This window comes from Priestia sp. JV24 (assembly GCF_025910025.1).
In the GTDB taxonomy this organism is placed as follows: Bacteria; Bacillota; Bacilli; order Bacillales; family Bacillaceae_H; genus Priestia; species Priestia megaterium.
The window spans coordinates 528,202-544,357 of the sequence record NZ_JAPCIN010000015.1 but is presented as its reverse complement, the minus strand read 5'-3'; the positions used below and the strand labels follow the sequence as shown (position 1 = coordinate 544,357).

18 protein-coding genes are annotated in these 16,156 nt (G+C 41.0%); all 18 read right to left on the bottom strand.

What is annotated here, in order from left to right:
• Positions 1–14: 14 nt before the first annotated feature.
• Positions 15–1,310, bottom strand: a complete 1,296-nt coding sequence (locus OK414_RS12115) for an aminotransferase class III-fold pyridoxal phosphate-dependent enzyme (protein WP_013083177.1) — start codon at positions 1,308–1,310, stop codon at positions 15–17.
• The gene (locus tag OK414_RS12110; protein ID WP_034652053.1) at positions 1,294–2,679 is read right to left on the bottom strand and encodes an aspartate aminotransferase family protein; all 1,386 of its coding nucleotides are present in this window, start codon (positions 2,677–2,679) and stop codon (positions 1,294–1,296) included. The genes OK414_RS12115 and OK414_RS12110 overlap by 17 nt, the downstream gene beginning before the upstream one ends.
• Entirely contained in the window at positions 2,667–3,857 is a 1,191-nt protein-coding gene (locus tag OK414_RS12105) for a thiolase family protein (protein ID WP_034652056.1), read from the bottom strand. Before OK414_RS12105 ends, OK414_RS12110 begins: the two co-directional genes overlap by 13 nt.
• The gene (locus tag OK414_RS12100) at positions 3,857–4,519 is read right to left on the bottom strand and encodes a 3-oxoacid CoA-transferase subunit B (RefSeq protein ID WP_013083174.1); all 663 of its coding nucleotides are present in this window, start codon (positions 4,517–4,519) and stop codon (positions 3,857–3,859) included. Before OK414_RS12100 ends, OK414_RS12105 begins: the two co-directional genes overlap by 1 nt.
• Before the next feature lies 1 nt (position 4,520).
• On the bottom strand, positions 4,521–5,177 hold the full coding sequence (locus OK414_RS12095; RefSeq protein ID WP_013083173.1) for a CoA transferase subunit A: 657 nt from the start codon (positions 5,175–5,177) through the stop codon (positions 4,521–4,523).
• A gap of 178 nt (positions 5,178–5,355) precedes the next feature.
• Positions 5,356–5,685, bottom strand: a complete 330-nt coding sequence (locus tag OK414_RS12090) for a DUF3870 domain-containing protein (protein ID WP_013057066.1) — start codon at positions 5,683–5,685, stop codon at positions 5,356–5,358.
• Positions 5,686–5,899: 214 nt separating this feature from the next.
• Positions 5,900–6,148: a ferredoxin gene (locus OK414_RS12085; protein ID WP_013083172.1), complete on the bottom strand. Its 249-nt coding sequence runs from the start codon at positions 6,146–6,148 to the stop codon at positions 5,900–5,902.
• Between the two features lie 37 nt (positions 6,149–6,185).
• The gene (pdxS, locus tag OK414_RS12080; RefSeq protein WP_014460089.1) at positions 6,186–7,070 is read right to left on the bottom strand and encodes a pyridoxal 5'-phosphate synthase lyase subunit PdxS; all 885 of its coding nucleotides are present in this window, start codon (positions 7,068–7,070) and stop codon (positions 6,186–6,188) included.
• 193 nt (positions 7,071–7,263) lie between these two features.
• Positions 7,264–8,247: a quinone oxidoreductase family protein gene (locus OK414_RS12075; protein WP_013083170.1), complete on the bottom strand. Its 984-nt coding sequence runs from the start codon at positions 8,245–8,247 to the stop codon at positions 7,264–7,266.
• 14 nt (positions 8,248–8,261) lie between these two features.
• Entirely contained in the window at positions 8,262–9,035 is a 774-nt protein-coding gene (locus tag OK414_RS12070) for an enoyl-CoA hydratase/isomerase family protein (RefSeq protein ID WP_251531029.1), read from the bottom strand.
• 29 nt (positions 9,036–9,064) lie between these two features.
• Positions 9,065–9,826 carry an SDR family NAD(P)-dependent oxidoreductase gene (locus OK414_RS12065; RefSeq protein WP_034652064.1) on the bottom strand — a complete coding sequence of 254 codons (762 nt, stop codon included), beginning with the start codon at positions 9,824–9,826 and terminating at the stop codon, positions 9,065–9,067.
• A gap of 11 nt (positions 9,827–9,837) precedes the next feature.
• Positions 9,838–11,616, bottom strand: coding sequence for an acyl-CoA dehydrogenase family protein (locus OK414_RS12060; protein ID WP_263045638.1), 1,779 nt, complete (start codon positions 11,614–11,616; stop codon positions 9,838–9,840).
• The gene (locus OK414_RS12055; RefSeq protein WP_047932301.1) at positions 11,604–12,347 is read right to left on the bottom strand and encodes a 2-phosphosulfolactate phosphatase; all 744 of its coding nucleotides are present in this window, start codon (positions 12,345–12,347) and stop codon (positions 11,604–11,606) included. Before OK414_RS12055 ends, OK414_RS12060 begins: the two co-directional genes overlap by 13 nt.
• Complete coding sequence (locus tag OK414_RS12050; RefSeq protein WP_263045637.1) at positions 12,344–13,402, bottom strand: phosphotransferase family protein; 1,059 nt, start codon at positions 13,400–13,402, stop codon at positions 12,344–12,346. The genes OK414_RS12055 and OK414_RS12050 overlap by 4 nt, the downstream gene beginning before the upstream one ends.
• Positions 13,403–13,427: 25 nt before the next feature.
• Complete coding sequence (locus OK414_RS12045; protein ID WP_016764118.1) at positions 13,428–13,829, bottom strand: acyl-CoA thioesterase; 402 nt, start codon at positions 13,827–13,829, stop codon at positions 13,428–13,430.
• A 14-nt stretch (positions 13,830–13,843) separates the two neighbouring features.
• Entirely contained in the window at positions 13,844–14,626 is a 783-nt protein-coding gene (locus OK414_RS12040; protein WP_095379720.1) for an enoyl-CoA hydratase, read from the bottom strand.
• Positions 14,626–15,507 carry a 3-hydroxyacyl-CoA dehydrogenase family protein gene (locus tag OK414_RS12035; RefSeq protein ID WP_263045636.1) on the bottom strand — a complete coding sequence of 294 codons (882 nt, stop codon included), beginning with the start codon at positions 15,505–15,507 and terminating at the stop codon, positions 14,626–14,628. Before OK414_RS12035 ends, OK414_RS12040 begins: the two co-directional genes overlap by 1 nt.
• Before the next feature lie 83 nt (positions 15,508–15,590).
• Entirely contained in the window at positions 15,591–16,154 is a 564-nt protein-coding gene (locus OK414_RS12030) for a TetR/AcrR family transcriptional regulator (RefSeq protein WP_034652079.1), read from the bottom strand.
• Positions 16,155–16,156: the final 2 nt, after the last annotated feature.

Below are 16,156 nucleotides of genomic sequence, written 5' to 3'. Positions count from 1 at the left end.
TTTCATTTAAAAAGCTAGTTAATTGAAACTGCTTCTGTGATGACTTCTTCTAATAAAGACAGCCCTTGATTCAGCACGTCTTTATCAATATTTAGGGGCAGCATTAAGCGAATAGTTTGCCCTTTGACTCCACAGTTCATGATAAGCAGTCTTCTTTCCAGCGCTTTTGATTTAATAACAGGGACATAAGCAGCTGCTGTTTCAACATGAAATTCAATGCCGATCATCATACCAATTCCTCTAACCTCTTTAATAGCCGGTAAATGTCCGATAGAATGCTGAAGACGTTTCACAATATCGGCGCCTACTTTTTCACTGCGCTCTACAAGCTTTTCTTCTTCAATGATTGAAATATTAGCTAAAGCAGCTGCGCACGATACTGGATTTCCTCCAAAAGTAGAACCATGTCCAGCTGTTGGCCATTTCTCATGCAGTTCTCGGCTTGCTACAATCGCTCCTAGTGGCATACCACCGGAAAGAGCTTTTGCTAAAACTAAAATATCTGGTGTGACTCCAGCATGTTCTGCGGCAAACATTTTTCCAGTGCGTCCAAATCCCGTTTGCACTTCATCAAAGATAAGCAGAATGCCATAATCATTCGCTATGTCTCTCAGTGCGCGTAAAAAGCTAGAAGGAGCAGGGTAATAGCCTCCTTCGCCCATGACTGGCTCAATTACAATCGCCGCTACGCGTGAAGGATCGACTCGCAGTTCAAACAGCTTTTGCAGTTGATTTAAGCAATATGCTTCTGCTTCTTCCTCGTCAACATTAGGAAGCTGACTTGGATACGGATAAGGCGCGTGATACACTTCTCCTAAAATCGGCTCGTAGTAGCTTCGGTACTTAGAGCTTGAAGCTGTAATAGCTGTAGCTCCTAATGTACGGCCATGAAAAGAACCTTCGAAAGCAATAATCGCTGGTCTGCCAGTGGCCGCTTTTGCTAACTTAAGTGCTCCATCAATGGCTTCTGCGCCTGAGTTTGAAAAGAAAACCGTATCTAAGTTTCCAGGCGTAATTTGCGCAAGTTTTTCTGCCAAATTCACTGCTGTTTCGTAATAACCGTAGTTTAAGCCTAGGTGAAGCAGCTGATCTGCTTGTTTTTTTATCGCTTCTACCATCTTTTCATGCGTATGACCCACTGCATTGACAGCTACTCCTGATACAAAATCAATATATTCCTTGCCATCAGCTGTCCAAAATTTTGCACCGTGCGCTTTTTCAATAACAAGCTCTGTTACTCTTGTCATCACCGGTGATAAATGTTTTTTTCCTTTGATTTGAAGCTCTTCCGTTTTATTTTGCACTTTCATATGACTCATCCTTTCTTATGTGCTGATAAAAAATAGAAAACGCATGATCTAGCAATCTCACTATTTCATCAACTTCTGATTTCGTTATATTTAAAGGAGGACTGATAATGATATGTTCTCCTTTATGTCCATCTATAGATCCGGATCCTGGATAAAAGACGCCTCCAAGCTCCATACAAATTTCATTGAGCTTTTCGCTGGCTGCTTCACGTGGCTCGAAAAATATCTGTTGATTGGCGTCTTTCATTAGTTCTAATCCAATTAAAAGTCCGCGGCCGCGAATATCTGAAATATAAGGATGCTTGCGCTGGAGCGCTACTAAACATTCCATTAAATACGCGCCTTGAGTTTCAACGTTTTGAAGGATATTCATTTCTTCATACATATCCAAAGCAGCAAGGCCTGCCGCTATTGAAACAGGATGTCCACTGTACGTATAGCCATGAAGAAATTTCCCGCTGCTATTTTCTAACAGCCCTTGAATCAGACTGTCATGGACAATCATTCCTCCTAAAGGAGCGTATCCTGCTGAAACTCCTTTACCAAAAGTTAGAATATCCGGCTCGATTCCGAATTGTTCCACTGCAAAATCAGTTCCTGTTCTCCCAAAGCCTGTCATAACTTCATCAATAATTAAAAGAATGTCATAGCGGCTGCAGAGCTCACGTACTTTTTTGAAATAGTCAAGTGGAGGTACGACAGCTCCTTGCTGACTTCCTACAATGGGCTCTGCGATAAAAGCTGAAATATTTTCTGGACCGAGCTCTAAAATGGTTCGTTCAATATCGGTGACACAGCTCCAGTTTTGATTTGCCACGCAGTCTTCTTGATTGCGATTATACGGACAGCGATGACAATACGGCGAATAAACGTGCGCAAAATGTAAAAGATTAGGTGTATACGGATATCGTCTTTTTACGTCTCCTCCAGCTGATAGTGCGCCTATCGTATTTCCGTGATAAGACTGCCACCTTCCGATTACGATGTGTTTTTGCGTCTTTCCGGCATCTCTGTGATATTGCCTTGCTAATTTTAATGCACTTTCATTTGCTTCTGATCCTCCTGATGTAAAATAGACTTTGTTTAAATGAAGCGGCGCCATTTTACCAATGACCCCTGCAAGTTTATGCAAAACATCCGTTTCAAAACGCAATGTATGAACAAACGCCGCTTTTTTTGCCTGCTCAGCCATCGCCTCGGCTATTTGCGCAATGCCGTGCCCTAAGTTTGCCGCCACGGCGCCGGAGCAGCCGTCTAAATACTTTTTTCCTTGTTCATCTATTAAGTAGCTTCCTTCACCATGCGTAATCATTGGATACTTTTTTGTTAAATCTCTATGAAAAACATAATCTCTTTTTATTTCGTCCATCTTTCCACCACCATCGCCATTCCTAATCCTCCTGCAACGCAAATAGTAGCCAGGCCGTATCGTCTTTTTTGCTTGTGAAGCTCATGACACAGAGTTGTTATAATTCTTGCCCCGGAGCACCCTAAAGGATGTCCAAGCGCAATCGCTCCTCCGTTTACATTCACTTTTTCTGATGTGATGTCCCATTCTCTTAAGCAAGCAATACTTTGAGCGGCAAATGCTTCGTTTAATTCAATCAAGTCCATATCACCTAAGCTTAAACCGGCTTTATTTAAAGCAATTTGCGAAGCAGAAACGGGGCCAATTCCCATTTCCTTTGGAGAGACGCCCGCTGCGGCAAACGACACAACCTTTGCCATAGGCGTTAATCCAAGCTGCTCAGCTTTTTCTTCCGACATCAACAGCATCATTGAAGCGCCATCGTTTCTGCCGGATGAATTGCCAGCTGTCACCGTTCCATTCTTTTGAAAAACAGGCTTAAGCGCACCAAGCTTTTCTTTGCTAGTAAGACGAGGAAATTCGTCTGTTGCAAAATGCCTCATACCTTTTTTCCCTTCTTTTACAGGTACCGGGATAATTTCTTCTTCAAACAAATCAAGTTCTATAGCCCGCCTAGCTTTTTCCTGACTATAAAAAGCAAACTCATCTTGTTCCGTGCGGCTAATACTATATTTTTCAGCGAGCCACTCGGCCGTCTGTCCCATCGTAAACGTTCCGTATAACGTTTCAGGCTGTGATTTTGGCTGACTTTCTGTATTAGAGTCATAGAGTGTTAAATCACCAACGTGAAAACCAAAACGAGTGCCTACCGTATAGTGCGGTGCTTGAGACATGCTTTCCACTCCTCCGGCTAATACCACTTCGGCTTGACCTGATAAAATGGACATAGCTCCATTCATTACAGCCTGCATGCCTGAACCGCACTGGCGGTGCACGGTATAAGCTGGAATACGTTCAGAGAATTGAGCTTTCAGCCCGGCTACTCTCGCTATATTAGGAGCATGAGCGCTTTGTTTCGTTTGTCCGACAATGATTTCATCAACAATCTCTGAAGTATATCCCGCTGAAGACAAATTGTTTTTCATCACAAGAGAGACTAGTTCTTCTGGAAGCGTATCTGCAAGCGAACCGCCAAACTTTCCAATAGGCGTTCGAAATGCATTTACAATCACTGCCATTATGCTGTCACCTCATTGTTTTTATTAAATAATTTAGAGACGCGAAAAGAAGCCTGGGTTTTTTGTTGCACTGTCTCTAAAGAAACACCCGGAGCTGTTTCAAGAAGTTCAAGACCAAGGTCTGTTACCGAAAAGACAGCTAATTCCGTAATAATCATATCGACTCGTCGCTCTGAAGTAAGCGGATAAGTTAACTCCCCAACTAGCTTTGACTCTCCTTGGCTGTTCGTATGAAGAGTCGTAACAATAACTTTTTTTGAACCTTCTAATAAATCCATTGCTCCTCCTACGCCAAGAACACTTTTCCCAGGAACAGCCCAGTTTGCAATTCGGCCTGCTTCATCCACTTGAAGCACTCCAAGAATCGATACATTCACATGGCCTCCCCGTATCATGGCAAAGGAATCAGCGCTGTTAAAAAATGAGGCACCTTCCAAAACCGTGACGGGCAGCTTTCCAGCATTCACAAGTTCTGGATCTATATAATCTTCTTCAGGAGTAGGGCCAACGCCAAGAATCCCGTTTTCTGAATGTAAAAACACGTGAACATCGGGTGAAATATAATTAGCAACTAAAGTAGGAATGCCGATTCCTAAGTTCACTACATCTCCGTGACAAAGCTCTTTTGCAGCACGCGCAGCAATATATTGTTTGACGTTCATCTTATTGTTCTCCTTTCACTACGATATAAGTAACGTATAAATGAGGAGTTACAATTTCTTCAGGAGAAATCTGCCCAACTTCCACCACTTCTTCTACTTCAGCAATCACGATATCAGCTGCCGTTGCCATCATTGGATTAAAGTTTCTCGCTGATTTGCTGTAAATAAGATTTCCGAGTCGATCTGCTTTTTTAGCTTTTATTAGAGCTACATCTGCGTGCAGCGATTCTTGCAAAACATATTTCTTTCCTTTTAATACTCGTTCTTCTTTTCCTTCCGCAAGCTGAGTCCCTACGCTCACAGGCGTATAAAATCCTCCGATGCCTGCTCCTCCAGCCCTAATAGCCTCGGACATTGTTCCTTGCGGGATGAGCTCCACTTGGAGTTCTTGTTGTTGATAAGCATGTACAACTTCAGGGTTGGAAGTAAAATAAGAACCTATGGCTTTTTTGACTTGTTTTCTTTGAACCAATACACCTAATCCTTTTCCAGGTTCACCGAGGTTATTACTAATAATCTCTAAGTCTTTAAGGTTTGATTTGGCAATCGCTTCAATCAGACTAAGCGGGCTTCCAACGAGACCAAATCCACCTACCATAATGCGTGCGCCATCTGTTATTTTTTCTATTGCTTCTTCGCGCGTGATGATTTTGTTCATTTTGTTTCCTCCTTTTCTTTTTATATTTCACAGCGCTTTACGCGAAAAAAACCAAGCAGGACACAATGACTCCCCAAAGAAACAGGGATGTCCCCACTCTTTGTAAAGTGTGTGTGTCTGCTTGGTTTTAATAAGACCATGAAAAGAGGTTGTCTTCTCACTTTATTCTAACCAAACGCTATGTAATTTTTTGATTCACATTATCCCAGTAACGTTGGATTGCAGCCTGAAGCGCTACGATAATCGCCTGTTGAGATGGAGCAAAATAATAATTTTGAATACGTTCAATAAGAGGTTCAATTCCATCTGCAAGGCAGTAACCAATAAGCAGCTTCCGGAAAAAATTTTGCGTCAGCTCCGTAATAAACGTAAACTCAGCATTTACAATTTTATGCTCTGTCAGATCCACTTCTAGTACAATTCCCGCATGCTTATACATTTCATACATGGAAGTTCCCTGTGGAGCTTTTGCATATCCTGTCACAATGACTGTATTCAGTATTTGCATGCCCCTTAATCTCCTTTTAAAAACTATTTAATTACTCCGCACTTTTACACTAATAATTCTGAAAGGTCAAATGAGATTAACTCATATGCTTTTAGTTATGTAAGTGCTTTCATTTTTAAAAAGATATATTCTTACATAACTAATATTTCGCCTTTTCTAGACAAAATCCTTCTTTTCTTTTAAAAAAACTTTCTATTTTTTTATTTATTCCGCTTTATTGAAATTTATTCGAGTCTCCATCAAATTTTTCATCCGCTATACGGATGGACTCTGTTGGACAGCCTTCAAACGCATCTATTAAATCGTCTTCCAGCTCTTGGGGCACTTCAGCCGTGCCTTGATTATCATCAAGTATAACGAACGCAATTCCTTCATCATCATAATCATAAATGTCAGGTGCCGCAGCTCCACATGCACCACACGCAATACACGTTTCTTTATCGACTATCGTATATTTCCCCATGATCATTCTCCTAACTAAGTTTAAAAGTTATTACTCATTACCAGCCGCGTTCTTGCATACGATTTTCTGGTAATAATGATGAAATTTCAATTCCTTTCATTGCACTTCCTAATCCTTTTGATAAGCTTGCAATCAGTTCATAGTCTTGATAATGCGTTGTTGCTTCCACGATTGCTCGCGCAAATTTTTCAGGGTTGTCTGATTTGAAGATTCCTGATCCAACGAACACACCGTCTGCTCCAAGCTGCATCATTAACGCTGCATCCGCGGGTGTTGCTACGCCGCCTGCTGCAAAGTTTACAACCGGTAAACGGCCTTCACGTTTAATTTGCAGTAATAGCTCATAAGGCGCACCTAATAGTTTTGCTTCTGTCATTAACTCGTCTTCATCCATGCCTACAACTTTACGTACTTGAGCGTTTACTTGGCGCATATGACGCACTGCTTCGACAATGTTTCCTGTTCCTGGTTCGCCTTTTGTACGAAGCATCGAAGCACCTTCACCAATTCGTCTTGCTGCTTCCCCTAAATCACGGCATCCGCATACAAATGGAACCGTAAATGTACTTTTGTTAAGGTGATATTCCTCATCAGCTGGAGTGAGTACTTCACTTTCGTCAATATAGTCTACACCCATTGCTTCTAGCACGCGTGCTTCAACAATATGGCCAATACGAGCTTTCGCCATAACTGGAATGGATACAGCGTTCATCACTTCTTCAACAATTGTTGGGTCTGCCATACGAGACACGCCGCCTGCTGCACGAATATCAGCTGGAACACGCTCTAACGCCATAACAGCAACAGCGCCTGCTGCCTCTGCAATTTTTGCCTGTTCTGCATTGATCACGTCCATGATAACGCCGCCTTTTTGCATCTCTGCCATTCCCCGCTTCACGCGGTCCGTTCCATTTCTCACCATATTCAATTCCTCCTTTATATGTTCAAACACTTATTATGCAACTTCCATGCCAGTGTTAAAATATAGAAGAAATTAGTAAAAAACATTGATTTTTATGCCAAATTATTAAGCAGTTTTTAAAAACTTGGCAGGTGAAAGCCAATTTTTTAAACCAAAACAGCTCCCGTCCCTATTAGAGACGGAAGCTGTTTTGTTAAGGAACTAATACTAATTTTCCGGTCGTTTTTCTCCCTTGAAGCAGACGATGTACATCTGCCGCTTCATCAAGTGAAAATGTGCCGCCCAGCATTAATTTTAACTGACCGGCATTTACGTAGTTTAATAGCTCATGCAGGCTTTGCTGATAAAGTGTTGGTTTTGCCATCATTTGAGGTAAGAAAAAGCCTAGAACCGATTGATTTTTTTCCATCAGGCGGGCAGGGTTAAATTTTACAGGTTTTCCGCTAGCCATTCCGTAAAAAACGAGGCGCCCAAATGGTGCAAGACATTGAAGAGATTCATAGAATATATGCCCTCCTACCATTTCTAAAATAATATCGGCCCCTTTTCCTTCCGTTACTTCTAAAATTTGTTTTTCCCAGCCTGTTTCTGTATAGTTAATCGCTTCGTCAGCTCCAAGATTTTTTGCAAGCTCAAGCTTTTCTTTGGAGCTCGCTGTAGCAATAACTTTTCCAGCTCCAAAAATTTTGGCAAGCTGAACAGCTAAGGTTCCAACGCCGCCTGCTGCCGCATGAACGATGACGGTTTCTCCTTTTTCAAGGCGACCCATTGTTTTTAAAATATGATAAGCCGTGAGTCCTTGAAGAGGCAAAGCAACCGCTTGTGTTAAATCCACATTCTCCGGCAAAGGAATAAGACCTCTTGAGTCAGCCAGCGTGTACTCAGCGTATCCTGTTGCTCGATTAGATCCCAGCAGCGTCACGACTTTTGTACCTACTTTTATCCCTTTTACATCCTCGCCTACTTCAACCACTTCGCCCGCAACTTCAGAGCCTGGGATAAAAGGCAGCGGTGTTTCGACTACGTATGCTCCTTCACGCCGTGCAGCGTCGGCGTAATTAACGCCGATTGCCGCAACTTTAATGAGCACATCTTTCTTTTTTGGTACAGGGCGTGCAATATCGATAACTTGAAGAACATCAGGTCCTCCGTACTGCGTAAATTGAATGGCTTTCATCTTATATCCCCCTCTTATTTCCCTTGAAATAGTGGCTTTCTTTTTTCTTTAAACGCAGATATTCCTTCTTGATGATCTCTTGTTTCTACCATAAGAACTTGCGTTAGCCTTTCTTGTTCAAGAACTTGTTCTAATGTTAAATGAAAGGAATCGTTGACAATTTTTTTCATTTTCCCATACGCTTTGGTTGGTCCTTGTGATAAGCGACTTGCAAAGGATGTGACCTCATCTTTCAGCTGATTTAACGGTACTACACGGTTTAAAAAACCAGCTTTGTAAGCCGTATCGGCATCCATAGGCTCTCCTAAAAATAATAGTTCCTTCGCTCTATGGGGACCAACGACCTTTGTAAGAAAGTAAAGGCCTCCTCCGTCTGAAATCAATCCAACTTGAGAAAAGCTTAATACGAACCGACTTTCTTCTGACGCAATGATAAAGTCAGAAGCGAGAGCTAAATTAAAAGCCGCTCCTGCTGCAAATCCATGAACTGCTGAAATAATTGGCTTCTCTAGATTTTGCATCGCTAAAATACATTCATTTAAACGACCGATATGTTCATAAACATCAGATCCGGATGCTTGGCCCATCGTTTTTACATCGCCTCCGGCAGAAAACGAGCGCCCTGCTCCATTTAATATAACCACTTTAATAGACTCATCGCTTTGCGCCTGTTTTATTTCAGCTGTTAACTTTTCAATCATTTCCTCACTGAATGCATTTAAACGATCCGGCCGATTTAACGTTAAAGATAAAATAGTCCCGTGCTTTTCTACTACTAAATCACTCATAATCCAGATTCCCTCCTCTTTACTTTGCATTAAACGATAAGCCACCCACCGTCTACTAATAAATCACTTCCTGTCATATAAGATGCCTCTTTAGACGCTGCAAAAGCAATAACGTTTGCAATTTCATCTGGTTTACCTACACGTTTTAAAGCCGTATTTTTTTCGATTGCCTTAGTGAAGCGCTCATTTTCAAGTCCAGGCTGCGTTAAAGGTGTTTCTACGAATCCAGGAGACACAGAGTTTACTCTGACTCCACGGGGAGCTAACTCAAACGCCATTGCTTTTGTAAAGTTAATTAAAGCAGCTTTAGCAGCGCTGTAGTGAGGGATTTGTGCCCCGGCTTTATGTCCTGAAAGAGAAGCGATGTTAACAATAGATCGATTTCCTCCTATTTCTTCAGTTAAAAAAGGAATCAAATGTTTTGTGACAAGAAATACGCTTGTTAAATTGACGTCCTGCACGTGTTTCCACTGTTCAAGCGTTGTTTCTTTGATTGTTGAATTAACTGATCCGCCTGCGTTATTAATTAATAAATGAATTTGTCCGTACTTTTCTTTTATAAACTCAGCCAGCTCTTTGACGTCTTCTTCTTTCGTTACATCAGCGGGGAAAATATCCGTGCACTTTCGTTCACAACGTGTGTCAATAGCCGATGCAGCCTGTACTAGCTTTTCTTTCGTTCGCCCGACAAGAATGACGTGAGCTCCTTCTTTCGCCATTCTCTGAGCGGTCGCTTCTCCAATGCCGCTTCCAGCTCCTGTAATAACAGCTATTTGCCCTTCAAAACGCATAATATCCCTCCTTATACAACATATCGCCCGCTGTCGATAAATTCACGGGCAATGCCTCGATTGCGCGTGAACTCTCCTTCACTTTGCAAATCATTCATCCATTTTCCAAGAATTGTGCGGTACTGTCGGTGTTTTTCACCCGTTAACATCCCGTTTATTAATTGTCGAGCCTGCTTTTCAATTTCAAAGAGCGTTTCACTAACAACCGTTGCTGACAGCTTACTTTTTAACTTTTCTTTTTCTTCTCCATTTTTGTTCACAGCTTTTTCCGCGCGCAGCACAGATGACTCCATAGCGAATAGTCCAATAGCAATTTCTGCGAGCTTCATCAGCATTTCTTGTTCTTGTGCTAGATTGGCGTTAAACGTTTGGAATGCTGTTCCTAACAAAGCAAGAAATAAATGTCTTGTGGTAATAACCGCCTGCTTTTCTCTTGCTAGAAGTTCATTTGAAGATATTTCCCACTGACCGCTCATCAATTCACTAACAGCATGTTCTACTTGTTTGCTCAGCTCTATTTCTCCTTTGTCTGCTTTTTTTAGAAGCTGAGTTGGAAGCAAAAGGCGATTGATTTCATTTGTGCCTTCAAAAATACGATTGATGCGTGAGTCACGATATACTTGTTCTATTTTATATTCTTGAATAAACCCCGCACCGCCATGAAGCTGCAGCGATTCATCGGCAATTAAATCAAGAGTTTCCGATCCGTACACTTTACAAACTGAACATTCCATTGCAAATTCAGCCAGCTGTTTAGCTACTAACTTATGATTTTCACTTTCATATAAGCCACCAAGCGCCTCTTCTAGTAAACCGGATGTACGGTACTGAATAGATTCAGATGCAAAAATACGAGCCGCCATTTTTGCTATTTTTTCTTTTGAAGCATTAAATTCCGCAATAGCTGTTTTAAACTGCTTGCGTTCTTTTGTATAAGCTAAAGCAAGTTCAAACGCATATTTCGCTGCGCCCATACATGCAGAACCTAAGTTAAAACGTCCGAGGTTTAAGACGTTCAACGCAATCAAGTGACCCTTTCCTACTTGTCCAAGTACGTTTTCTACGGGTACTAAACAATTTTCATAAATAACTGGACGAGTAGACGACCCTTTGATTCCCATTTTCTTTTCTTCTGGCCCGAGAGACAGTCCTTCAAAACCTTTTTCTACAATAAAAGCGGTAAAATGTTCACCGTCTACTTTTGCATACGTGATGAACGTATCTGAAAAGGCAGCATTGGTAATGTACTGCTTCGTTCCATTTAATACATAATGCGTTTTTTCAGGATTTAATACGGCTTTTGTTTGGGCTGCAAGAGCATCAGAACCTGCTTCTGGCTCTGTCAAACAGTAGGCCCCAATATATTCGCCGCTTGCCAATTTAGGCAAGTATTTTTCTTTTTGCTCCTTGGTGCCAAAATACGTAATAGGAAGTGTCGCAATGCATGTATGATTAGAATGAGCGACTCCATATCCGCTTGTCCGGCCAATGATTTCACCGACGAGTCCTTTGCTTACTTTATCAAGACCTAGTCCTCCATATGCTTCTGGAATACTGTGAGCAAGAAGTCCAAGCTCGCCTGCTTTATGCATCAATTCTACTACTTTATTAAAATCCTGCTGCTCAATGTCATTATGGTAAGGGTCTACTTCTTTTTCAATAAACTGCTTTGCTGTCTGAGCAATCATACGGTGCTCATCCGTTAAGTCTTCGGGTGTATAAATGTGATGCGTAGATGTTTTTTTTAGTAAAAATGAGCCGCCTTTTGCTTTTGTTTTCATTTCAGACATATCGTTTCCTCCCCGTTTACTAGCTTTTTTTTCACTACCTTAGGAGCTACGGAATAGACGTTTTTCCGGCTTACAAAGCCAATTTCGTTTAGAAAGCCATACTGAGTGAGCATTTCTCCTATAGCTGAGCGCTTCAATATTTCAACAGGTGAATGCTCATAAGCCTCATACAAAAGCAGTGCGGCTTTTGCAGCATCCGTCAAATGAAATGTTTTTAGTTGCAGCAGACAGCTTATAAAATACCCCGCTCCATACAAATCTTCTAGACAGAAGCGATCGGCTGAACCTGAACAAACCAATAAAACAGTTTCCTCTTGACCTTGCTGACAAACAGCACTGGCAACCGCTTCTCCGTTTAAAAGCGAAGCTGTATATACATGGTTTGCTTTTTCAGCGTTATGAATGGCTACGGTTCCGTTAGTCGTGGACAAAATAACCGTTTTATTTTGAACATGCTCCTTTAACGTGCTGGGATTCGGATCAAAAAAACCTTCAATTGTTTTCCCTCTATATTCGCCTACAAGCGCAATATCATCAGGCTTGTACGTTTTTGCTTTTTCACGCGCTTCTTCTTCGTTTTTTACTGGAATAACTTCTATTGCTCCTTGCTGTAAAGCAGCCGCAATTGTTGACGTAGCCAATAAGACGTCAAATATAACAACCGTTTTTCCTTCTAGCTTTTTGGAAAGAAGCTCTTCTTTTTTGAGTATTACGTGAATTTTCCCTTTCATATATGTCCTCGTTCTGTGTGCAGAGCATGAATAATTAGTGTTTTTACATAATCTCCAAATTGTGAAAACCGTTTATCATTTGTTTGGCCTTTTTTATAACGGTAATAAATTTGCTGACAAATGACAGCAAGCTTGAAGTACGCAAATTTTAGGTAAAAGTCAATGTGTGAAACATCCCGTCCGCTTTTTTTAGCGTATGCTTCTACAAAATCTCGACGGGAATAAAAGCTTTTTTGCACAGTAACAGGTGGATTTCCGAGTCCTCTTTTCAAAAGTTCAGGATCGCTGTCTTCCATCCAGTAGCTCAGCGCCACTCCCAAATCAGCAAGCGGGTCTCCAACGGTTGTCATTTCCCAGTCAAATAATCCTACAATTTTATTTCCATCCGGTGAAAATAACGTATTGTTAAGCTTGTAATCATAGTGAATAATGGTCGAATGCTGTGTAGTCGGGATGTGTGTGGTCAACCATTTTTTTAGGGCTTCTATTTCCGGTATGTCACTTGTTTTTGATTTTTCATAACGATGAATCCAGCCGTGTACCTGACGTTCTAAAAATCCTTCGGGCTTGCTGATTTTTTCAAGAAGCGTGCCTTTATAAGGAACATCATGAAGTTGAGCAAGGACATCCACCATTTGTTCTGAAATACAACGGCAAAGTTCGTCAGTTCCTTTCACGTCTTCTGGAAACGCTGTGTCGATGAGAACACCATGCTTTCTCTCCATTAAAAAAAAGGATTTCCCGACCACCGTCTCATCTTCACAAAACACATACGGTCTAGGAGCGAGAGGGAAAGACTTCGATAAAACAGATAAAATCTTGTATTCTCTTTGCATGTCATGCGCTTTTGGCGCAACTGGCCCAAAGGGGGGGCGTCTCAACACCGCCTCCCACTCTCCGACTGAAAGAGCATAGGTTAAATTGGACGCACCTGATCCAAATTGCTTGATTAAAAGAGGCTCTTTAGGTAAATCAGGAATCGAAACACGGAGAAACTGATGCAGTTTTTCCGTGTTTAATTCCTCTCCTTTTCGTACAGGAATGATTTGTGACATTCTTTTACCACCTGCTTTTTTATAGTTAAACAGCTACTTTATAATTCATCAAAAACTGCTTAATGTCCGCTGGAATAGACACGCTTTTTTGTGCATCAAAATCAAAGTACACGATGACAGCTTCTCCTTTAGCAATCAGCGATCCCGTCTTGCTGTCGGTAATTTCATGACCCATTGTAAAGCTTTTATTGCCGACATTAGATACAAAGGTTTTAATCATTAGCACTTGATTAAAATAACCTTGCGCAACAAAATCACATTTAGTAGACGCTAAAATATACTCCCACTTTTTTGTATGCATGGATGCTCCCATTTCTTCAAAAAAAGCAATACGGGCCTCTTCTAAATAAATGAAATAGCTCGTATTGTTAATGTGACCGAGTGCGTCTGTTTCGCAAAAGCGCACTTTGACCTGTGTTTCATACATGATTTTCTCCTCCTTTACTTATGTGAAAAAACAGCGGGACGCTTTTCAATAAATGCTGATACTCCTTCTTTAATATCTTCTGTTTGAAAGACTTCTTCAAACAGCTCTGCCTCAAGTTCAAGACCTTCAGATAATGTACGATTCATTCCTTCGTTTACCGCTGTCTTAATTCGAGAAAGTGACGGAAGAGAGTGACGGTTAAATTTCTTAGCCAGCTCTTTTGCTTTTTCGAGCCCTTTTCCTTTAGGCGTTATATGATTGGCAAAGCCGGCATGAAGCGCTTCTTCTGCAGAAACAGGACTGCCGCCAAACATCCACTCTTTAGCTTTAGAAACGCCGATTACGCGCGGAAGACGCTGAGTTCCGCCGCCTCCAGGAAACAATCCGAGCTTCACTTCCGGAAGACCTATTTGAGCATGTTCTTCAGCAATGCGTATATCAGCGGTTAGTGAAAGTTCGCATCCTCCTCCAAACGTTAAACCGTTTAACACGACAATTGTTGGTTTTTGAATGTTTTCAAGTTTTTGCAAAACACGATGGGTTTTCATAAACTCTTCTTTAATGCCGCTTTTCCCCATTAACTGAGGAAACTCTTTAATATCAGCTCCGGCCATAAACGCCCGGTCGCCCGCTCCTGTTAAAATGATTGTAATGACATCAGGATCTTTACTAAGCTCTTCATACGTTTCTTCAAGCTGCTGCACAACAGTCTGGCTCATTACATTTAAAGGCGGGTTATCAATGGTTACAATTGCCGTTTTCTCCTCTTTTTCAACACGTACAAATTTTTTCATCATTACTTCACTCCTTGTGTGTGGTATGTGTAAAAACCTTTTCCTGTTTTACGTCCAAGCTCGCCTTTTTGAACTTTTTCTTCAATACACGCAGCTGGCTTGTCCTCTGGATCCCCCGTTTCGCTATAGCGCTGCTGCATCACAAAATATCCGACGTCAATTCCCGAGAGATCCATCAATTCAAAAGGACCGATCGGGTGATTGAGCGCTTTTTTACAAATCGTATCAATGTCTTCAAAATCTGCGTATCCATTTTCATAAAGGAAAACGGCTTCTTTTTGCAACGCTCCTAAAATTCGATTAGCAATAAAACCTGAGATTTCTTTTTTCAGAAGGACTGCTGTGCGATTAATTTGCTTGCAAACGTTCATTGTCGTCTGAGCTGTTTTTTTACTTGTCTTTTCACTCATCACAACTTCTACGCAGTCCATTACAAGGGGAGGGAAAAAGAAATGCATGTTAACGATTTGCTCTGGACGGTTTGTTGCACTTGCAATAAGCGAGTTAACAATTGTTGAACTATTCGATGCTAAAATGGTATGACTTGGTGCGTACTCATCTATTTCTTTAAAGACACTTTGTTTTACATCTAACTTTTCTACCACAGCTTCAATTACAAAATCAGCACTTGAAACCGCTTCCTTTAATGTGTTTGTAAAAGACAATCTTCGAAATGCGGCTTCTTTAGCCTCAAAAGAGATTTTTCCTTTCTGAACCCACTTGCCTATAATTGCTTCCAGCTTGTCTTTTGCATTAATGAGTGATTGTTCATTCATATCTTGAATAATTGTTTCATATCCTCCGAGTGCACAAAGCATACCGATTTGATGTCCCATTTGTCCTGCTCCAATAACAGCAATACGGTGTATATCTTTACTATTCATGTTATAGCCTCCTTTTAATATAAAAGGAGAGAAAGAGCTTATACTTTCCCGCCTTTTACGAGCACTGTCTAGCCTAGCAGCTACTATGACTCAATACCTTTCATCAGCATCTTATAAAAAATAGCCGCAACTTCTCGATCTGATTTTTCTCCATCCGGCTGAAACCAAAAATAGCTCCAATTTGTCATTCCTAATATGCCTAGCGTCACGATATCTGAAGGCAAATCTGAACGGAACTGCCCTGCTTCTATTCCCTTTTCAATGATCTCTTGTACATTTTCTTTAAAACGATCGCGCTTTGGAATGATTTGTTCTAAGTGTTCTTCACTCAAATGACGCATCTCTCGAAAAAACACTTTAGCTCGAAGACCTTCTTTCTCAATATCATGAACAAGTTTAAAAATAATACTGTGCAGCTTTTCTGGATAAGATGTTGTCTTATCTGCAAGAATCGCCTCTTGGTTTTCTATTAATCTTTCAATATATTGAAGGTGAATATCCATTAAAAGCTCTTGTTTGCTTTTAAAATAATAATAAAACGTTCCTTTTGTGACGTTTAATTCATTTACAATATCTTGAATCGACGTTTCTTTGAAACCTTTTTGAGCAAAAAGCTGAATGCTTCGTTCCATCATCAAATCTTTCATCG

Bases quoted from the DNA above. Each gene is read 5' to 3' on its own strand.
- OK414_RS12115 (WP_013083177.1), bottom strand. From the start codon at position 1,310: ATGAAAGTGCAAAATAAAACGGAAGAGCTTCAAATCAAAGGAAAAAAA.
- OK414_RS12110 (WP_034652053.1), bottom strand. From the start codon at position 2,679: ATGGACGAAATAAAAAGAGATTATGTTTTTCATAGAGATTTAACAAAA.
- OK414_RS12105 (WP_034652056.1), bottom strand. From the start codon at position 3,857: ATGGCAGTGATTGTAAATGCATTTCGAACGCCTATTGGAAAGTTTGGC.
- OK414_RS12100 (WP_013083174.1), bottom strand. From the start codon at position 4,519: ATGAACGTCAAACAATATATTGCTGCGCGTGCTGCAAAAGAGCTTTGT.
- OK414_RS12095 (WP_013083173.1), bottom strand. From the start codon at position 5,177: ATGAACAAAATCATCACGCGCGAAGAAGCAATAGAAAAAATAACAGAT.
- OK414_RS12090 (WP_013057066.1), bottom strand. From the start codon at position 5,685: ATGCAAATACTGAATACAGTCATTGTGACAGGATATGCAAAAGCTCCA.
- OK414_RS12085 (WP_013083172.1), bottom strand. From the start codon at position 6,148: ATGGGGAAATATACGATAGTCGATAAAGAAACGTGTATTGCGTGTGGT.
- pdxS (WP_014460089.1), bottom strand. From the start codon at position 7,070: ATGGTGAGAAATGGAACGGACCGCGTGAAGCGGGGAATGGCAGAGATG.
- OK414_RS12075 (WP_013083170.1), bottom strand. From the start codon at position 8,247: ATGAAAGCCATTCAATTTACGCAGTACGGAGGACCTGATGTTCTTCAA.
- OK414_RS12070 (WP_251531029.1), bottom strand. From the start codon at position 9,035: ATGAGTGATTTAGTAGTAGAAAAGCACGGGACTATTTTATCTTTAACG.
- OK414_RS12065 (WP_034652064.1), bottom strand. From the start codon at position 9,826: ATGCGTTTTGAAGGGCAAATAGCTGTTATTACAGGAGCTGGAAGCGGC.
- OK414_RS12060 (WP_263045638.1), bottom strand. From the start codon at position 11,616: ATGTCTGAAATGAAAACAAAAGCAAAAGGCGGCTCATTTTTACTAAAA.
- OK414_RS12055 (WP_047932301.1), bottom strand. From the start codon at position 12,347: ATGAAAGGGAAAATTCACGTAATACTCAAAAAAGAAGAGCTTCTTTCC.
- OK414_RS12050 (WP_263045637.1), bottom strand. From the start codon at position 13,402: ATGTCACAAATCATTCCTGTACGAAAAGGAGAGGAATTAAACACGGAA.
- OK414_RS12045 (WP_016764118.1), bottom strand. From the start codon at position 13,829: ATGTATGAAACACAGGTCAAAGTGCGCTTTTGCGAAACAGACGCACTC.
- OK414_RS12040 (WP_095379720.1), bottom strand. From the start codon at position 14,626: ATGATGAAAAAATTTGTACGTGTTGAAAAAGAGGAGAAAACGGCAATT.
- OK414_RS12035 (WP_263045636.1), bottom strand. From the start codon at position 15,507: ATGAATAGTAAAGATATACACCGTATTGCTGTTATTGGAGCAGGACAA.
- OK414_RS12030 (WP_034652079.1), bottom strand. From the start codon at position 16,154: ATGAAAGATTTGATGATGGAACGAAGCATTCAGCTTTTTGCTCAAAAA.